Raw genomic sequence first — 15,812 nt, 5'->3', positions numbered from 1 at the left:
TAAATAAATGATAATCTTCGCAACTGCTCTATAAACCGCAGATATTACCGTCGTCATCCACATCAATATGCAGGTATCCCGGATTCAGTCCGAGTCCCGGCATGGTCATCACATTACCCGCTAACGCGGTGACAAATCCGGCGCCCGCATTTAACTTGAGTTCGTTTATCGGCACCGTAAAACCGCGGGGAACCCCTTTAAGCTTGGCATCATGACTGATAGACATCGGCGTTTTCGCCATACACACAGGTAACGAGCCGGCACCAAGCTGTTTGATTTCCTGCAATTGCTGTTGTGCTTTCGCTGACAGCGAAAACCCTGCGGCGCCATAGCCCAGCTCCGTGAGCGTCGCCAGACTCTGCTCTAATCCAGCATCAGGGTCGTACAGATAGTGGAATTGCGCGGGTTGCTGCAGCGCAGTCAATACCGCTTCAGCCAGCGCGGTCGCACCCGCCGCGCCTTTAGCAAAGGCTTCGCTGACAACACAGTCACTCGCCCCCGCAGTAATTGCAGCCTGTTGCAGCCAGGCTAACTCTTGCTCGCAATCCTGAGGAAAACGATTGATCGCCACGACCACTGGCACACCATAACGACGAATATTGGCTAGATGCCATGCCAGATTGGCAAATCCCTGCTGCAATGCCGTTAAGTCTGCCGCATTGATATCCTGCTGATGTACCTCTGCATGACTTTTTAACGCTTTCAAGGTGACCACCAGCACCGCACAATCCGGTTGATGTCCAGAGGCTCTCACCTTGATATTACAGAATTTTTCAAAGCCCATATCTGAACCGAAACCGCCTTCGGTCACCACATAATCAGCGAGTTTCAGTGCAACTTCATCGGCAATAATAGAGGAATTGCCATGGGCAATGTTGGCAAAAGGTCCTGCATGGATCAGGCAAGGTGCGCCATTAAGTGTTTGCATTAATGTCGGCTCAATCGCCTGACGCATTACCGCCGTCATAGCGCCAGCGACGCCTAACATCTCGGCAGTGATGGGGGCACCAGATTTATCGTAGGCCAGCAGTAACCGTCCGATACGCTGACGCATATCTTTGAGATCACAACTCAGCGCCAATACTGCCATCAATTCAGATGCCGCAGTAATTGCAAAACTGGCGGAGTGCTGAGGACCATTATTACGCCCCAGTCCCACTTCAATCTGCCTTAATGCGCGATCGTTATGATCCGTCACCCGCGGCCACAACAACCGTTCGGGATCGATATGCAACGGCGACAACCCACTCTGACGTTGAAACTCCTCTGCGCCGAGGCGGGTCTCGTGATGCAGACGCGCATCCAGCGCTGCCGCCGCGAGATTATGCGCGCTACTCACGGCATGAATATCGCCCGTCAGGTGTAGATTTAACTCCTCCATCGGCACCACTTGGGCGTAACCACCGCCGGCAGCACCGCCTTTCACCCCAAATACCGGCCCCATGCTCGGCTGACGTAAACAGACACAGACTTTTTTATTGAGCGCATGCAGCGCCTGCGTTAACCCGATACTGGTAACCGTTTTACCTTCACCATAAGGTGTGGGGTTGATGGCTGTGACCACGATAAATTTGCCGCTGGGCTTATTGGCCAGCCGCGGTAATACGTTGAGCTGCACCTTGGCCTTGGCATCACCGAGCGTATGATATTCCTGCGAGGTCAGCCCTAACGACTGGGCCACTTCGCCGATGGGGCGTCTGTGACTTTGACGGGAAATTTCAATATCAGACAACATGTAGGGGTTCCTGCTCTTTGGCGGGTTTTATTATGAGCGCGCATACTAGAGCAATCCGTGCTCCGGTAAAAGTGATATACAGTTTCAGAAGAAAATTACACAATCCATATCAAAAAACAGCGGTCTTTACTGGCAACTGCCTTAGTCCAAAAAGGTTACCTGACCAATCAGATGGGGCCGACGCCCTTTTTGATCACGTAATTCGAAGCGAATGCCCGTCTCGGAAGTTTCCGCATTAAAACTTACCCGTGCAGGCATAAACAATGGCAACTTAAATTCCACATCAATGGCGACGGGACGGTCACGGATTTGTGGCATTAGCTCAGCGACACAGCGCGCTTTCGACCACATACCATGTGCTAACACTCGGTCAAAACCAAAGCGCTTTGATAACAATGGGTGTAGATGAATGAGATTGTAATCACCGGAAGCTCTGGCGTAACGACGGCCAAGATCTTCACCCAGTTCCCAGAACACCGGTTGTTGCCAATCCATATCGGAACCCTTGGGTGGCCGAGCCCGGCGGCCTGGCTTGTCCATGCGGTACAGGTAAACAGAAGACGCTTCCCACACCAACGCTTCACCGTTGTATATCTTGGAGACTAATTCAAACTCCAGTCCAGAATCAGTTTCACGACTAGCACCAACAGAACAATCAATATCCAGACACTCATCTACTGCAACGGCCCGATAGCAACGGATCTGGTTGCGTAAATGGATCAGCCCTAATAACGGGAAGGTAATCGCGTCATGAGTAAAGATAGTGGCATGCAATCGAAACGCCGCGACATACAGATAGGTGGGAGGCAGGAATTGTCCATCAAACGCATAGCCGCACACGTCAGCATACTCTGCTACTTTAACCGCAGATAACTGTACTTGACGGGCACTCACCTGAAGATGTGGCAAAGGCTGCTGATCCCAGCCTGGCTTGCGCCCAAAGAAAATCTTGCGATATAAGGAAAACAACGAGGGCATTGCCCGCAATTCCAAACAGGATTCCATCACCAACGTCTACCACTCCTATTTCACACAGATGAGTATTATAACCATACTTTGCTTCAGGTCTTAGTACGAATTCACGTTCAGCAACGGTAACCAGTGCCAATGATCTTTGAGTATGAGACACTATGCACTTTCCACACCCTAAGTTATTCCGTCGTGCAGGACAAGAACTTCGATAAACTGGCGCAAAAATTTGCCCATAACATTTACGGCACCACCAAAGGTGATATCCGGATGGCAGTGCTTTGGCGTGATTTGCAGGAGCAACTACCATTATTGGGCCAAAAGCCCCTGCGTATTCTGGATGCTGGCGGCGGCTTTGGTTATTTCAGTTTGAAGCTCGCACAGCTGGGTCATCAGGTAGTGCTATGTGATATCTCAGAAGCGATGTTACAGCAAGCACAGCAATTGATTGATGCAGAGCCATCCGCTGTGGATATTTCACTGGTTCACGCGCCCATTCAAGAGTTGAAAGCGGAAGAGCTGGGCCAGTTTGATCTCATTCTCTGTCATGCTGTCGCTGAATGGCTAGCGGACGCCAAGGATACCTTGCAACAATTGCTGACGCTGTTGCAACCCAGCGGTTTGTTCTCGCTGATGTTTTACAACAAGGAAGCGATGCGCTTCCATGCACTCACCGCCGGTAATTTTGACTATGTGCGCAACGGCCTTAAATCCAAAAAGAAAAATCGTCTGAGCCCAGAACATCCGCTGGAAATCCCGACGGTCCGGCAATGGTTCGATGAGTGGTCATTGACGTTACGGTGCGCATCCGGTGTGCGTGTCATTCACGACTATATGAACAAACGGATGCCTGATAACTATGATGAACGCCAGTTGATCGATATTGAACTCGAATACTCCCGGCGTGAACCTTATCTGTCGTTAGGACGTTATATCCATTTTATCGGCCACAAACACTGATTAGTTTGCACTAATATCGCATGGTTGCTGCCAGCAATTACGTATGTTAGCGCCTACCTGTCGCAGATACTGCAGCAAGCTGCGATCTCCGGCAAGATGACCGCTACCAACGGCCACAAACAGTGGCTGCGATTGCTGTGCTAACAGTTGCTGCAAACGCTCAGCCATCTGGCGATTACGCTGCCAGAGCATTTTGTCCAGCATCTGGTCTCCACCTTCGGTTTCCAGCTGTTGGCGCATTAATTTAGCAATGGTGGCTTCATCACCACGGCGCCAGGCATCTACCAAAGCCTGAATATCCGTATCCGGAGCTTCAATACTGTCTCTGACCATTGCCCACTGAATATCCATATCAAAACTAGACAACATCGCCAGTTGGCTGCGAGTACTCTCTAATTCCAACAACGGCCGCGCACCATTAAGAGTCAATAGTTGCTGCTCAACACCAAATTGGGGCGACAACCCCATTTGAGTAAAACGCAACATACTGATTTGAATTGATTGTAGCCAAGGTGAAAACTGCGCAAGCTGCTGACAGATCCCTAATGGCTGACAGTATGCATCCAATAGCTTGCGGGTCGGGGCATCAGCCTCAGCAGGTTGCATCCCATATTGCGCAACCCATTGAGAGATTTTGGGATCACGAACATCAGCCTCAAGTACCAACGCAGAGGATTGCTGAAAGGCGCGCATTATCGGTGGTGGCAGCGGGTAAAAGTTGGCCTTCCCCACATGAAAAGAACCCAGAATCCAAGCCGTCTTTCCCTGTAACTCCACTTGGTAAAATAATGGCGTCAAAGGCGGTGCAGCGGCATACGCTGTGTTCAAAAATAGGGCAAAACCCCATAGCAATCCTATCCAGCGGCTTGTTGACACCATTGGGGTTCCTTATAATTCCCATAAATTTACTAAAGGGATCCGTTATGCCATATACCAAGGTCATAGCGCAACTGAAGACCAACTTGCAGCTCGCTTACCGGCAGGCAGTAGATGCTGATAACGGTCTTGATCAGCTGCAACAACAAGGGCATGCAAAATTTGCCCAGATTTTCACTGATGAACAGGGATTTAGCACCTCCAGTACGCGTTTTTTACCCTATGTACAGGAATTGGCTGAAGCGGTGGCAGAACTGGAAGAGGACAAAGCACCGTCTCAGGACGATCTGGAACATGTGGTCAAGCAACTCGCCATTTTATTGCAAACATTGTCCTTGTTTAAGGAACAGCGTCGTCAGTAATTACTTAGGCCATTTTTGAAGCCGTTCGCCAAGTGCCACTGTTTTTCACTGAAATGCTAAAAGTAACCGCGCCCGGTGCAATGACGGTTATCCGAGCCTTTGAGCGAATATTTGCGCTAATCCGGCATAATCACAGACGAGTGTTGGTGTACTAGCAAAGAAACAGGCAAAACTCATCTTTTGATGAATTTTGCCTGTTACAGAGATGAATTGCGGTTTGCCCGAGGCAATTACAATTTGGGAGCGACGGTTTTATTAAACCAGTCTTTGAGCATACCTTCTTCATATCTGAAGGTCGTATTATCGTTGGCGTAGATACGATTCATAAACATAAGATCATGCAATTTCTCAGATCCCACCATAATCACCTGATCACCATCCAGCACCCGGTAAGTGAAGTTAATTTGTGGTGGATAGATATCTTTGACAACACGAATTTCACTGACGGCGGCTTTACCAAAGGTCGGACGTAAATCCCCGGCCAAATCGACATCAGTCACCACTAACTCAAGCTTTTCTTTATCTTTCATAACTTTGCTTGAAGCCTGATCAAGTGCCTTAGTCAAACTTTCAAACATTCGTTGTTGAAACCGTTTCTGCAGTTCTGAAGCCGTGCGTATATCGCGATACTTATCCGGGTTCTGCCATTCAATTTTAACTTTTCCAACAGTCGTTATCGGGTTCGCCGCAGCCGCGTCAGCCGCTTCTTCTGTTGCGACAGCACAACCGGTACTCATAACACCGAGCATGCCTGCAAATAACAGATAGCCAATTTTCATGTTTGCCTCCTTGTCGGCAGCAGGAGATCGCCGCAGATCGTCGATCTAACGAGAACCCGGTGACCCTCTGATGTTACGAATTACTCAAAACTTATTCCAAAAGATTGGATATTACATTTAACCCCTAGTTCCAAGATTAAGTAAACTTTATCATTTTTTACAGCGTTCCTTGCGTATACTTATCTGGAGAAGCTTCTGTGAAACTATCCGCACCGATTATTTTGACCATTGCGCTCTTTGCTGCATTTGCCAGTGCAATTTTCTGGATTAACCAAAATTCCCAGGAAACGATCCCCGACACCTGGACCGCATTTGTCTATCACCACGGTTTTGGTTCAGCTAACTATCTCAAAAAGGAAGGATTTACGAGCTATCAACAATGTCGGGAATACGCGACAACTCAATCAGCGAAATATGAAAATTCGCCTTGGGAATGTGGAGGTGGTTGTCGCTTTGATTCTCGACGCCAGGGATATGTGTGCGAAGAGATGCGCAATCACTGATGGCGGCGCTTAAGATAAAGACAGCATGTTTCCTAACGACCGCTGGCACCATTCATATTAGTTAAACCAAGCGAAGTGACGCAGTTACAAGACGTCCACAGCAAAAATGGAAAATTCACTTTCATTAGCCTGCGCCTTGTGGCAAGTTAACATGGCTATAACAATATCTACGGAAAGAAAAGAGAAGAGAGTATAAAAATGAATAAAACTGAACTCATTGCCAACATGGCAGAGAAAGCTGAACTTACAAAAGCTGAAGCCACTCTGGCACTTAAGTCCTTAGAATCTGCAGTAACAGAAGCACTCAAAGCCGGTGATAAAGTATCTATTGTGGGGTTTGGCTCTTTTGAAACATCAACTCGCGCTGCCAGAACAGGTCGTAATCCTCTGACAGGTCAGGAAATTCAAATTGCTGAAGCCACTGTGCCTAAATTCAAAGCTGGCAAAGCATTAAAAGACAGCGTGAACTGAAATTCAGTTTGCCAATAAAAACGCCTCTTTATGAGGCGTTTTTATTAGGTTAGCCATCAATCATACTGCACCAATTCTGTGCATATGGTGCCAAATTGATGCACACAATTGTTCGTATATACGGCATGAATTCGTTAAGTTTATGTAAAAAATAAAGATTTACTTTTGGCACGGCTTTAGCTCTACACTCCACGGATTTACTCAACAAAATGAAAAGCCGACGTTCCGGCCAATTTCCGGATCTCCGGCAACTTTAAAAAAGGGAAAAGGGGATGAGAATGAAAAAAACACTGCTGTCGTTGGGAACACTAGCTGGTCTAATGTTAATCGCACCAATGAGTCAGGCAACCGTAACCGGAAATATCGGTGCTACCTCAAACTATTTGTGGCGTGGTGTTACTCAGACTGCTAATGGTGCAGCCGTACAGGGTGGCATTGATTACGCTCACGAGTCTGGTTTTTACATCGGTACTTGGGGTTCTAACGTCGACTTTGGTGATGATGGCGACACCACTTACGAGATGGACATCTATGGCGGCTTCTCAAATTCCATCAATGATGACTGGAGCTACGATGTTGGTTATCTGTACTACGGATATCCAGACGCTTCCGGTTCCATCGATTTTGGTGAACTCTACGGCTCACTGACCTGGAAATGGTTGGAATTCGGTGTGGCTAAATTCGTTACCGCTGGTAGCGATGTTGCTGCCGATGGCCTGGATGACAAAGATTACACTTACTACCACGTTGCTGCCAGCTACCCTCTGGCTGACAGTATTACACTGGGCGCTTATTACGCTTACTCTACCGGTGACGTTATCACCAGCTGGTATGGTGTAGATAACTACTCTGAATACAACGTATCTGTCACCAAAGATACCAGTATCGGCGCCGTGTCCTTCAAATTAGCAGATACCGATCTGCCAGGCGACGATGTCAAATTCGTACTGGGTTATACTTACGAATTTGAATTCTAATATTTTCAATGAATTAAAATAAAAACGACGATAAATAATAATAACAATTTAATGAGATCAAGGTGCTGCCAGGAAGGCCACTTTTATGATCTTTGATAGACTTTCAGCCGTGCCTGAATCTTGACCCGTCATCCGCTATGCGGATGGCGGGTTTTGTTCTATATCGCCAGTAAAAGAGATTGTCGCCTAGTGATCAACGGACTCGGCCTTCAACAGAGGTTCGATATGCTGTTGATAAAATGCTGCGGCTGGCATCGGTTTGCAGTAGATATAACCCTGTAACAGATAACAGCCATGATCTCGGCAAAAATTGGCCTGAGCTTCAGTTTCCACACCTTCAGCCACCGACATCACATCAAAGCCGTTAGCAAAGTTAATCAATGCCGCCAACAACCGTCTGGAGCGCTCATCTTGCTCAATACCACAAACAAAACTTTTATCAATTTTCAGGATATTGATCGGAAAGTCTTTAATATGCTCCAATGATGAAAAGCCAGTACCGAAATCATCCAGCGACAATGTCACCCCCATTGCCGCAACCTGTTCCAGTACTTTTGCGAGTTTTGCAGGTTCTTCAATCAACGCGTTTTCAGTAATCTCCAACTCCAATAACGCTGGCGCTAACCCACTCTCAGCGATCGCGTACTGCACCTGCGCTAATAACTTATCGCGCAGATTTTGTGAGGCCGATAAATTCACGGCAACGGTCAGCTTGCGCGCAGTCCCCTGCAAAAGTTGTTGCCACTGCTGTGTTTGCTTGCAAGCCGTTAGCAATACCCATTCACAAATAGCATCCATCATCCCTAGTGCTTCGGCGACAGGTAAAAAGCAATCCGGAGCTATCAGGCCATCCTGCGGATGTTGCCAGCGTATCAGCGCTTCCATGCCTTCCAGTTCACCACTGCCAGCATTAAATTTCCCCTGATAAAATAATTGAAACTGCTGTTGCTCCAGCGCTGACCGTAAGCCGGTTGCGATATAGTGACGTTGGCGAACAGCGGCATCTAATGCTTCTGAATAAAATTGCAGTTGGCTGCGGCCCAATTGTTTGGCTTTATGAAGTGCAATATCGGCACACTTAAGCAGTTGATAACTGTCGGAAGCTTTATCGCCATAACTGGCGATACCGGCACATGCCCCAATAAATAACGGTTGTTTATCGATATAAAACACCGGACGCAAAACGTCTAACAGCTCATTCGCCAATTGCGCTGCACCGTGTAACACTTCGATACCGGATAACAACACCACAAACTCGTCACCGCCAATTCGAGCCAATTGATATTGCGCAGGGACCATCTGCTGTAACCGCTCGGCTACTTGGACTAATAAACGATCCCCCATCTGATGCCCGTGGGTATCATTAACTTCTTTGAAATCGTCCAGATCTAACAAGATTAACGCGAGTTCAGTATTGCGGGTACGGGCATTGGCCAACTGTTGACTCAGACTAATCTCAAATCCGTAACGATTGAGCAATTCGGTCAAAGAGTCATGTTCAGCCAGATCACGCAAACGCTCATGGGTTCTTTGCAGTGCTCGGCTCATGCTGGCACGTTGTTTCGCTAGACGAATGGCACGAGTTAACCTTCGGGTGTTTACCTCATCTTTCAACAAGAAGTCCTGAGCGCCCATCTCGATACAACGGTCAGCGAGATTTTCATCCTCATAGCGGGAAATCATCACAACTGCCGTGGTATCGCTTACGGCGGCATGCAGATTGTGTAACAGCGCCAAGCCATCAGCATCTGGTAACCGATAGTCCAGAAGGATGCCGTCAAAGCGTTGTTGACGAACGCAGGCTAAACCCTCTCGGGCGCAGTTAGCTTCAACAACACTGAAGTGGGTATCTGAACCAGCGAGCGCTCTGACAATGGCAGTTCTGTCGATTTCATCGTCATCAATCAGCAACAGGTCCATAGTCATCACCTCCCGTCTCACATGGCAATACCACAATCCGCCAATAATTTTCCAACATATTGAAAATACTTAAAAACTCATCTTTAATGTGGTGTTTTACCATGTAGCCGGCCACATGATGTTCATATGCCGCGACCTTATCTTCATCTGCCGCTGAGGTGGTCAGCACAAAAACCACTGACTGCGACAGCCCCTTCTCATGACGCAATTCTTCAAGAAACTCTATGCCATTCATTCGTGGCATATTGAGATCCAGCAAAATCAGGTAAGGACACTTCACTCGTTGCTGGCGCAGCAACTCAAGCGCTTCGACACCATCCCGTGCGCGGACTAATGGATTGAGTAAGCGCAATTGCGTCATCGCCCGCGCCACCGCCATATGATCAATATCGTCGTCATCAATTAGCAGGATAGAAACGTCTTTATATGGCAAAGTGGTCATTGGTGCGCCTTCATCACCTTGGGCCAGGTAAAGTAAAATCGGCACCCGCGCCCCTCGGATTTGAGCCAGACTCGGCCACCAACGCCCTCTACGCACTTCTTCACTAGAGATAGGCCTAATCCACTCCCTTCCACCTCATCCCGAGGACGTAATGTCTGAAAAATTGCAAAAGCCTTATCGTGAAACTCTGGCAAAATTCCCGGGCCATCATCTTCTACGCAAAAGCAAAACTGCTGTTCACGTTCTTCGCAACTTACCTTGATCACACCTTGGTGTTTATCGTGATGCTTAATAGCATTGCTAAACAGATTGCGGAAAATTAGCTCAAGCGGCACTCTGGCAGTGACAATGTCCGGCATACTTGTCGTCATCTCCAAGTGAAAATCCGGTTGCAAATTCACCAAAGAAAACACTTCCTGCACCAATTTAGCCGTATCGGTCGCAGCTAGCTGCACATCTTTTCTGCCTACGCGTGAGAATGCTAACAACCCCTCAAGCAACAACTCCATTCGCTGCACCCGACTGCGGATCAACTGCAAGTATTTCTGAACTGAATCACTGGCATTGTCAGCCAAATCCTCTGTCAGCCAGTCAGAGAGCTGCTCAATTCCTCTAAGGGGTGATTTGAGATCGTGAGAAGCGATATAAGCAAAACTGTCCAGCTCCTTATTTATTCGCTCTAATTCTGCGGTATGGCGCGATTTTTCGAGCTCAGCTTGTTTCCTGATGGAAATGTCATTGATAGTGGCTAACACTGCGGCACCATCACTGAACATGATGGGAGTCAGGCCGATTTCAACCGCAATTAATCCACCATCACTACTCTGCCCGTAAAGGTCATCCCGGCGCGACATGTTCTTGGCGATAGGCTGTTGAAAATACTCCGCCATGTAGTAACTATGCTGACCTCGTTGCGCTTCTGGTAACAGCATATTGATGCTTTGCCCTAACATTTCTTCGCGCGAATACTTGAATAGCTGTTCTGCATGGGCATTAACCAAGGTAATGAAGCCTTCTTGATTGACTATTATCAACGCGGAAGGTGAAGCTTCTATCACTAGACGGAAGCGCTCTTCGTTTGCCAACAACTCGCGCGAAAACTGCATTTCCTTGAAGCGGGCTTTGCTGTTATGCAATAGGAAATAAAACAGCAATACCCAAAACACACCGCCAAAAGCTATTAACAACGCACGTTGAAGCGATTCCGTGGAAGAGATAAAACTACTACTGCTACGTGTCACCAATGTCCACTGATGACCGCCAATATCTAACGGAACTTCACTGTGATAGAAAACCTCTGTTGGTCGTTGCCGACTGTGAAACATCAGCGAACTGTCATCATTTGGAAACCCGTCGTAAATCTCTAATTGCAATGCAGAGAAATGGTCGCCGGCAATGCCATCCATCAGATTATTCATTCGAAATGGCGCATAGATCATTCCCTGCGCGATACGCTGGCCATTGTCTGCTACTTGATATAATGGCAGGTACATGACAAATCCGGATTGCTGATCCTGACCCGTTTCCTGCACTAGGGTAATTTTTCCGGAAATGGAGGGTTCGCCGGTCGCTATGGCACGATCGATAGCGTTACGCCTCACCGGCTCAGCATACATGTCGTAACCTAAAGCGCGGCGATTACGCCAATCAAACGGCTCCAGATAGATAATGACGAGGTAGCGTGGTCGCGCGCCAGAGGGATAGACCTCATAATCGGACACCCCTTCTGTATGCGCGGCAGCTTCTATCCCCTGAATTTCGCCCTGTGTAATGAATTGACTGTACCCCAACCCTTGAATACCAGGATAAAACTCATTAAGACGAGCATTAAGCACGTAATGGTGCCATTCCTCACGGGTGACACCATTACTCGAAGACATAAATAGCCCTAGCCCGCCCCGTAACACCTGCTCATAGGTGCGCATACGCTCGCTGATGGCATTTTTTAATAGCCGGGTTTGAAACTCAAAGCGTTCCTGTCCACGTTGTTCAATATAAAAATTAAACAGGTAGCCGCCGATCAGAATGAACACCAACGCAAAAGCCATCACCAGCCATACCGACAGTGGAATAGAGAACTCCGGAAATTCCTGTTCCAATTTTTGGGGATCCGTAATTGCGTAATCCTTTACCATGCGCAGCTATCATCCTTTAGGGAGCAACAGATCAAGTCTGGTAGTTAACTAAAAAAAATCAAGATTTCACACAGTTGAGAACTGACGTTCACCGGCCAATGGCAGTAGATTCACAAATTGCTGGCACGATCGCACTTTAGTATTCATCGCATTGCTAAATTAGCATCAAAAGGAAAACAGTGATTGCCAGAGAGCAATAAAAATCTTTTGCTGTACCGATGAAATTTTTTTGCTTTGCAGCCGCATGATTTTTGGCTAGAAATCTCACATATATCAGTCATACAGGAGTTCTTTATGGCCCATATAGTTGATGTAGTGCCCGACGATGCAGAAATCGAAGCAATGACCGTCCCTAAAAACCGTCAGGCAGAAAGAGTGCTTAAGCACCGGCGCGAAGTGAAACGCCGTCTTGAGGATTATCTGGAACGAATGCAGTTGCGCAAAGCGCTAGGGCTGGATGACGACGAAGAATTTTAACAAAACAGGGCATCAGCCCTGTTTTCCTTTCAAATTGTGATTTTGCTGAGTCAGCAGCATCTCTGCTTTAGCACCTAGGTACACATACAGCCCCAGAGCAATCAGCAAGCCCACAACCGCCAGCATCATCATAATCGCCCCCTGAATATACTGCACTTCACCTAACGATGCTTTAAACATAGTGAGCAATGCTTCGATTGAGATCGCAATCAAGATGGTGGAGACAAAGCGCGTGATCGTCCGGCGTGTCGAGCTATGACGGAAAATATCTTTATGCATCAGCACCTCTTCTTCAAGAATGGTTTTGCCCAAATCGAAGACTGCCAACGCCAGGGTGATGAAAATGATGATACCGAATGGTTTAAGTGAATCATGTTGTAAATCAGCCTCTAACGTCAATAAGTGCCAGATATCTCGGGCAGCAATTAACATTAACACCGCTACGATAATAAATAGCCCCAGCACCAAGAGTGCATAAACTGCTTTGAATAATGGGGTGACCTTACGTCTGGTACTGTCACCCATCATGAATTCAATCAACCGTGTCAGATTGATATCAACCACCACATAGCCCTTTTGTCCGGAGGACAATGTCAGTGCCAGCGATGCAGAGAGGCACAATAAACCAGAAGCATTTGATAAATATGGCTGAGTAATTTGAACGCCGGTTTTGTCTCTGACATTCAGATAGTAAGGACGTTGACTACGATCTGGGCTCTCGCCAACCGACAATAACTTCACTTGTTGGTTGACCAATGCCAGATTAGGACTGATCTGGCGCCCGGCTTTATCGAGCAAGTACATCAGTTCTACAAACGGATAACGTGCCGCCACCTCACTGAAAATCTTGATGGCTTTGCCAGTGTCTTCAAACAACTGAGTATCGGACATTCCTGTCAGTATCGATTCCAACAGTTCATGTACCAGCGGCTCATATTCATGGTAACGCTCTATCACACTGAGGTAGCTCATGCTTGCCATCATCTGGTCCTTGCAACCCAAACCTCATAAACATTAAGCAGCTTTAATGCCAATAATAAAAATCATTTAAATCAATACATTAAAAATAATTATTCTCATTTATTTGACACAATGTTAAGCAGGCGCACCAAAAGTAAGCAGGAGTGATTAGATTCCACCCTCTATATTCTTAACGTTAATTTAACATTTAACAGATCGGCATGCGCGGCGGAAAACATTCAACATGTTGTTATTTTGACAAAAAATATTATTTTGACGTTTTACACACTGTAGCTACCTCAATTTTAAATTAAACAAAAAATATACTATTTTTTAATTGATTTTTAACTTTATATTAATTATTCATTACATTCAGTTGTAAAAACTGAATAACTATGACCCTGAGGAAGGATCCTTTCCAATGAAGATAAAAGCTCTATCGGCAGCATTGATCGCTGCCAGCATGTTATCCCCCGTGGCATTTGCTGCGTCGGTAATTCACGTGGCACCAGGCTCAGCTAAAGCGAAATCACTGGCACCCTCGGCTACCCCGGGTAAAGCACTGGGACTATCTGATAGCCAAAGTTTTAAAGGCAGTCAGGTAGCCGTCGGCAAGTTAACAAAATCAAGAATCCGCCAGTTCTACAAAGGCATTGAGGTTTTTGGAGTCTCCATGGCGGCAGATGTCAGCCCTATGGGGGTTTACTCCAATTTCTCTGGGAAGTATGTCAAAGGGTTGGACGCAGAGGTGACCGATGTAACACCCGCATTCAATGACCAACAGGCCATTGCACTGGCACTTAAAGCGAACCATCTTGATACTGCGGAACGCAACACTGCCAAATTGTATATCTGGTTGGACGACACACAACAAGCCCACTTGGCTTACCTGGTTGATGTATTTGTGGCTGCGCCAACACCCAGTCGCCCGATGACCGTTATTGATGCGAAAAGTGGTGCCGTGCTGAAACAATGGCAGCAACTGACGTTTGCACAACAGGCAACCGGTCCTGGTGGTAATGAGAAAACCGGAGAATACTTTTACGGTACAGACTATGGCTATCTGGTTGTTAACGATAGCTGCCAGATGGATAACACTAACGTCACCACGCTGAACATGAACAACCGCACTAGCGGCAGTGGCACCGTAGTGCAGTTTACTTGTCCAGACAATCCGGAAAATTATATCAATGGCGCCTACTCCGCCGAAAACGATGCGCACTATTTTGGTGGTGTGATCTTTGATATGTATTCCGACTGGTTCAATACCTCACCATTGACCTTTAAACTGCAGATGCGGGTGCATTATGGCCGTAACTATGAAAATGCATTCTGGGATGGTACCGGGATGACTTTCGGTGACGGCGCTACGACCTTCTATCCACTGGTCAGCCTCGACGTGTCTGCACATGAAGTCTCCCACGGCTTTACTGAGCAGAACTCCAACCTGACCTATTCTGGCGAAAGCGGCGGTATTAACGAAGCCTTCTCCGATATGGCCGGTGAAGCCGCCGAATTTTATATGAAAGGCGGTAATGACTGGATGGTAGGTGCAGAGATTTTCAAAGGCACTGGCGCATTACGCTACATGGATCAGCCAAGTCGTGATGGAACCTCCATCGACAGCGCTAATGATTATTATGATGGACTGGACGTGCATTACAGCTCTGGGGTGTTTAACCGCGCGTTTTACCTGTTAGCCACCACCTCCGGCTGGGATACCCAAAAGGCTTTTGAGGTTTTTGTAAAAGCGAACCAGCTATATTGGAATGCCGATTCTGGCTTTGATGATGCAGCATGTGGTGTGGCACAGGCAGCTACCGATTTGGGCTACAGCGTCAGCGATGTAGAAACCGCGTTCACCGGCGTTGATGTTGATGCTAGCTGCGCCGCCACAACTCCCCCACCACCTGCAACCACCGGAGAGCTGATCAAAGGGCAACCTGTGACCGATATTTCCGGCGCGAGTGGTTCTGAACAGAAATGGACCTTTGCAGTTCCTGCCGGTGTCAAAACCCTCACGATTGCAACCAGTGGCGGTACCGGCGATGTGGATCTTTACGTGAAGTATGGCAGTGAACCCACCACCAGCAGTTACGACTGCCGACCATACCGCAGTGGTAATAATGAAAGCTGTACCTTCAGACGCCCAAGTGCTGGCACCTTCTACATTATGTTGAAAGGCTATGCCGCATATTCCGGCGTAACCCTGACTGGCTCATACTAATCTCAGCGCCATCAGCATC

Annotated in this window: 15 protein-coding genes; 7 read left to right on the top strand and 8 right to left on the bottom strand. The window is 47.4% G+C overall.

Annotation, left to right across the window (positions count from 1 at the left end; genetic code table 11):
- Positions 1-28 precede the first annotated feature (28 nt).
- Both PY479_RS10695 and PY479_RS10690 read right to left on the bottom strand, forming a co-directional pair.
- A complete protein-coding gene (locus tag PY479_RS10695) occupies positions 29-1,735 on the bottom strand; it encodes a formate--tetrahydrofolate ligase (RefSeq protein WP_275483753.1) in 1,707 nt (568 codons plus the stop codon).
- A gap of 141 nt (positions 1,736-1,876) precedes the next feature.
- Positions 1,877-2,713 (bottom strand): MaoC/PaaZ C-terminal domain-containing protein, encoded by an 837-nt coding sequence (locus PY479_RS10690; RefSeq protein WP_212596489.1) that lies wholly within the window; start codon positions 2,711-2,713, stop codon positions 1,877-1,879.
- A 183-nt stretch (positions 2,714-2,896) separates the two neighbouring features.
- On the opposite strand from PY479_RS10690, the gene PY479_RS10685 reads away from it, so the two are divergent.
- Entirely contained in the window at positions 2,897-3,664 is a 768-nt protein-coding gene (locus PY479_RS10685) for a methyltransferase domain-containing protein (RefSeq protein WP_275483770.1), read from the top strand.
- On the opposite strand, the gene PY479_RS10680 is transcribed toward PY479_RS10685, so the two are convergent.
- On the bottom strand, positions 3,665-4,543 hold the full coding sequence (locus PY479_RS10680) for a TraB/GumN family protein (protein WP_275483751.1): 879 nt from the start codon (positions 4,541-4,543) through the stop codon (positions 3,665-3,667).
- Positions 4,544-4,587: 44 nt separating this feature from the next.
- Here PY479_RS10680 and PY479_RS10675 point away from each other — a divergent pair, with 44 nt between their 5' ends.
- Positions 4,588-4,902, top strand: coding sequence for a prephenate dehydrogenase (locus PY479_RS10675; protein ID WP_275483750.1), 315 nt, complete (start codon positions 4,588-4,590; stop codon positions 4,900-4,902).
- 230 nt (positions 4,903-5,132) lie between these two features.
- Here PY479_RS10675 and PY479_RS10670 read toward each other — a convergent pair whose 3' ends face one another.
- Positions 5,133-5,681 (bottom strand): DUF3016 domain-containing protein, encoded by a 549-nt coding sequence (locus PY479_RS10670; protein WP_275483748.1) that lies wholly within the window; start codon positions 5,679-5,681, stop codon positions 5,133-5,135.
- Positions 5,682-5,878: 197 nt separating this feature from the next.
- Here PY479_RS10670 and PY479_RS10665 point away from each other — a divergent pair, with 197 nt between their 5' ends.
- The 3 genes from PY479_RS10665 (at position 5,879) to PY479_RS10655 (ending at position 7,632) form a co-directional block, all read left to right on the top strand.
- The gene (locus PY479_RS10665; protein WP_212595296.1) at positions 5,879-6,184 is read left to right on the top strand and encodes a hypothetical protein; all 306 of its coding nucleotides are present in this window, start codon (positions 5,879-5,881) and stop codon (positions 6,182-6,184) included.
- 198 nt (positions 6,185-6,382) lie between these two features.
- Complete coding sequence (locus PY479_RS10660) at positions 6,383-6,655, top strand: HU family DNA-binding protein (RefSeq protein WP_212595295.1); 273 nt, start codon at positions 6,383-6,385, stop codon at positions 6,653-6,655.
- 278 nt (positions 6,656-6,933) lie between these two features.
- A complete protein-coding gene (locus PY479_RS10655; RefSeq protein ID WP_212595294.1) occupies positions 6,934-7,632 on the top strand; it encodes a TorF family putative porin in 699 nt (232 codons plus the stop codon).
- 186 nt (positions 7,633-7,818) lie between these two features.
- Here PY479_RS10655 and PY479_RS10650 read toward each other — a convergent pair whose 3' ends face one another.
- Genes PY479_RS10650 through PY479_RS10640 form a run of 3 tightly spaced genes read right to left on the bottom strand, consistent with a single transcriptional unit; the run spans position 7,819 to position 12,129 of the window.
- Positions 7,819-9,552 (bottom strand): GGDEF domain-containing response regulator, encoded by a 1,734-nt coding sequence (locus PY479_RS10650; protein ID WP_275483746.1) that lies wholly within the window; start codon positions 9,550-9,552, stop codon positions 7,819-7,821.
- Complete coding sequence (locus tag PY479_RS10645) at positions 9,533-9,994, bottom strand: response regulator (RefSeq protein ID WP_212596487.1); 462 nt, start codon at positions 9,992-9,994, stop codon at positions 9,533-9,535. The genes PY479_RS10650 and PY479_RS10645 overlap by 20 nt, the downstream gene beginning before the upstream one ends.
- The gene (locus PY479_RS10640; protein WP_275483745.1) at positions 9,991-12,129 is read right to left on the bottom strand and encodes a CHASE domain-containing protein; all 2,139 of its coding nucleotides are present in this window, start codon (positions 12,127-12,129) and stop codon (positions 9,991-9,993) included. The genes PY479_RS10645 and PY479_RS10640 overlap by 4 nt, the downstream gene beginning before the upstream one ends.
- 294 nt (positions 12,130-12,423) lie before the next feature.
- Between PY479_RS10640 and PY479_RS10635 the strand changes: the two genes are divergently transcribed.
- Entirely contained in the window at positions 12,424-12,606 is a 183-nt protein-coding gene (locus tag PY479_RS10635) for a hypothetical protein (RefSeq protein ID WP_212595292.1), read from the top strand.
- A gap of 12 nt (positions 12,607-12,618) precedes the next feature.
- Here the strand turns inward: PY479_RS10635 and PY479_RS10630 are convergent, their stop codons facing one another.
- A complete protein-coding gene (locus PY479_RS10630) occupies positions 12,619-13,587 on the bottom strand; it encodes a PDC sensor domain-containing protein (RefSeq protein ID WP_275483769.1) in 969 nt (322 codons plus the stop codon).
- A gap of 400 nt (positions 13,588-13,987) precedes the next feature.
- Here PY479_RS10630 and PY479_RS10625 point away from each other — a divergent pair, with 400 nt between their 5' ends.
- Positions 13,988-15,793, top strand: a complete 1,806-nt coding sequence (locus PY479_RS10625; protein WP_275483744.1) for a M4 family metallopeptidase — start codon at positions 13,988-13,990, stop codon at positions 15,791-15,793.
- Positions 15,794-15,812 lie beyond the last annotated feature (19 nt).

The sequence above is a fragment of the Shewanella sp. A32 genome (assembly GCF_029167175.1).
Taxonomy (GTDB): Bacteria; Pseudomonadota; Gammaproteobacteria; order Enterobacterales; family Shewanellaceae; genus Shewanella; species Shewanella yunxiaonensis.
This window is presented reverse-complemented; position numbering and strand designations above follow the sequence as displayed.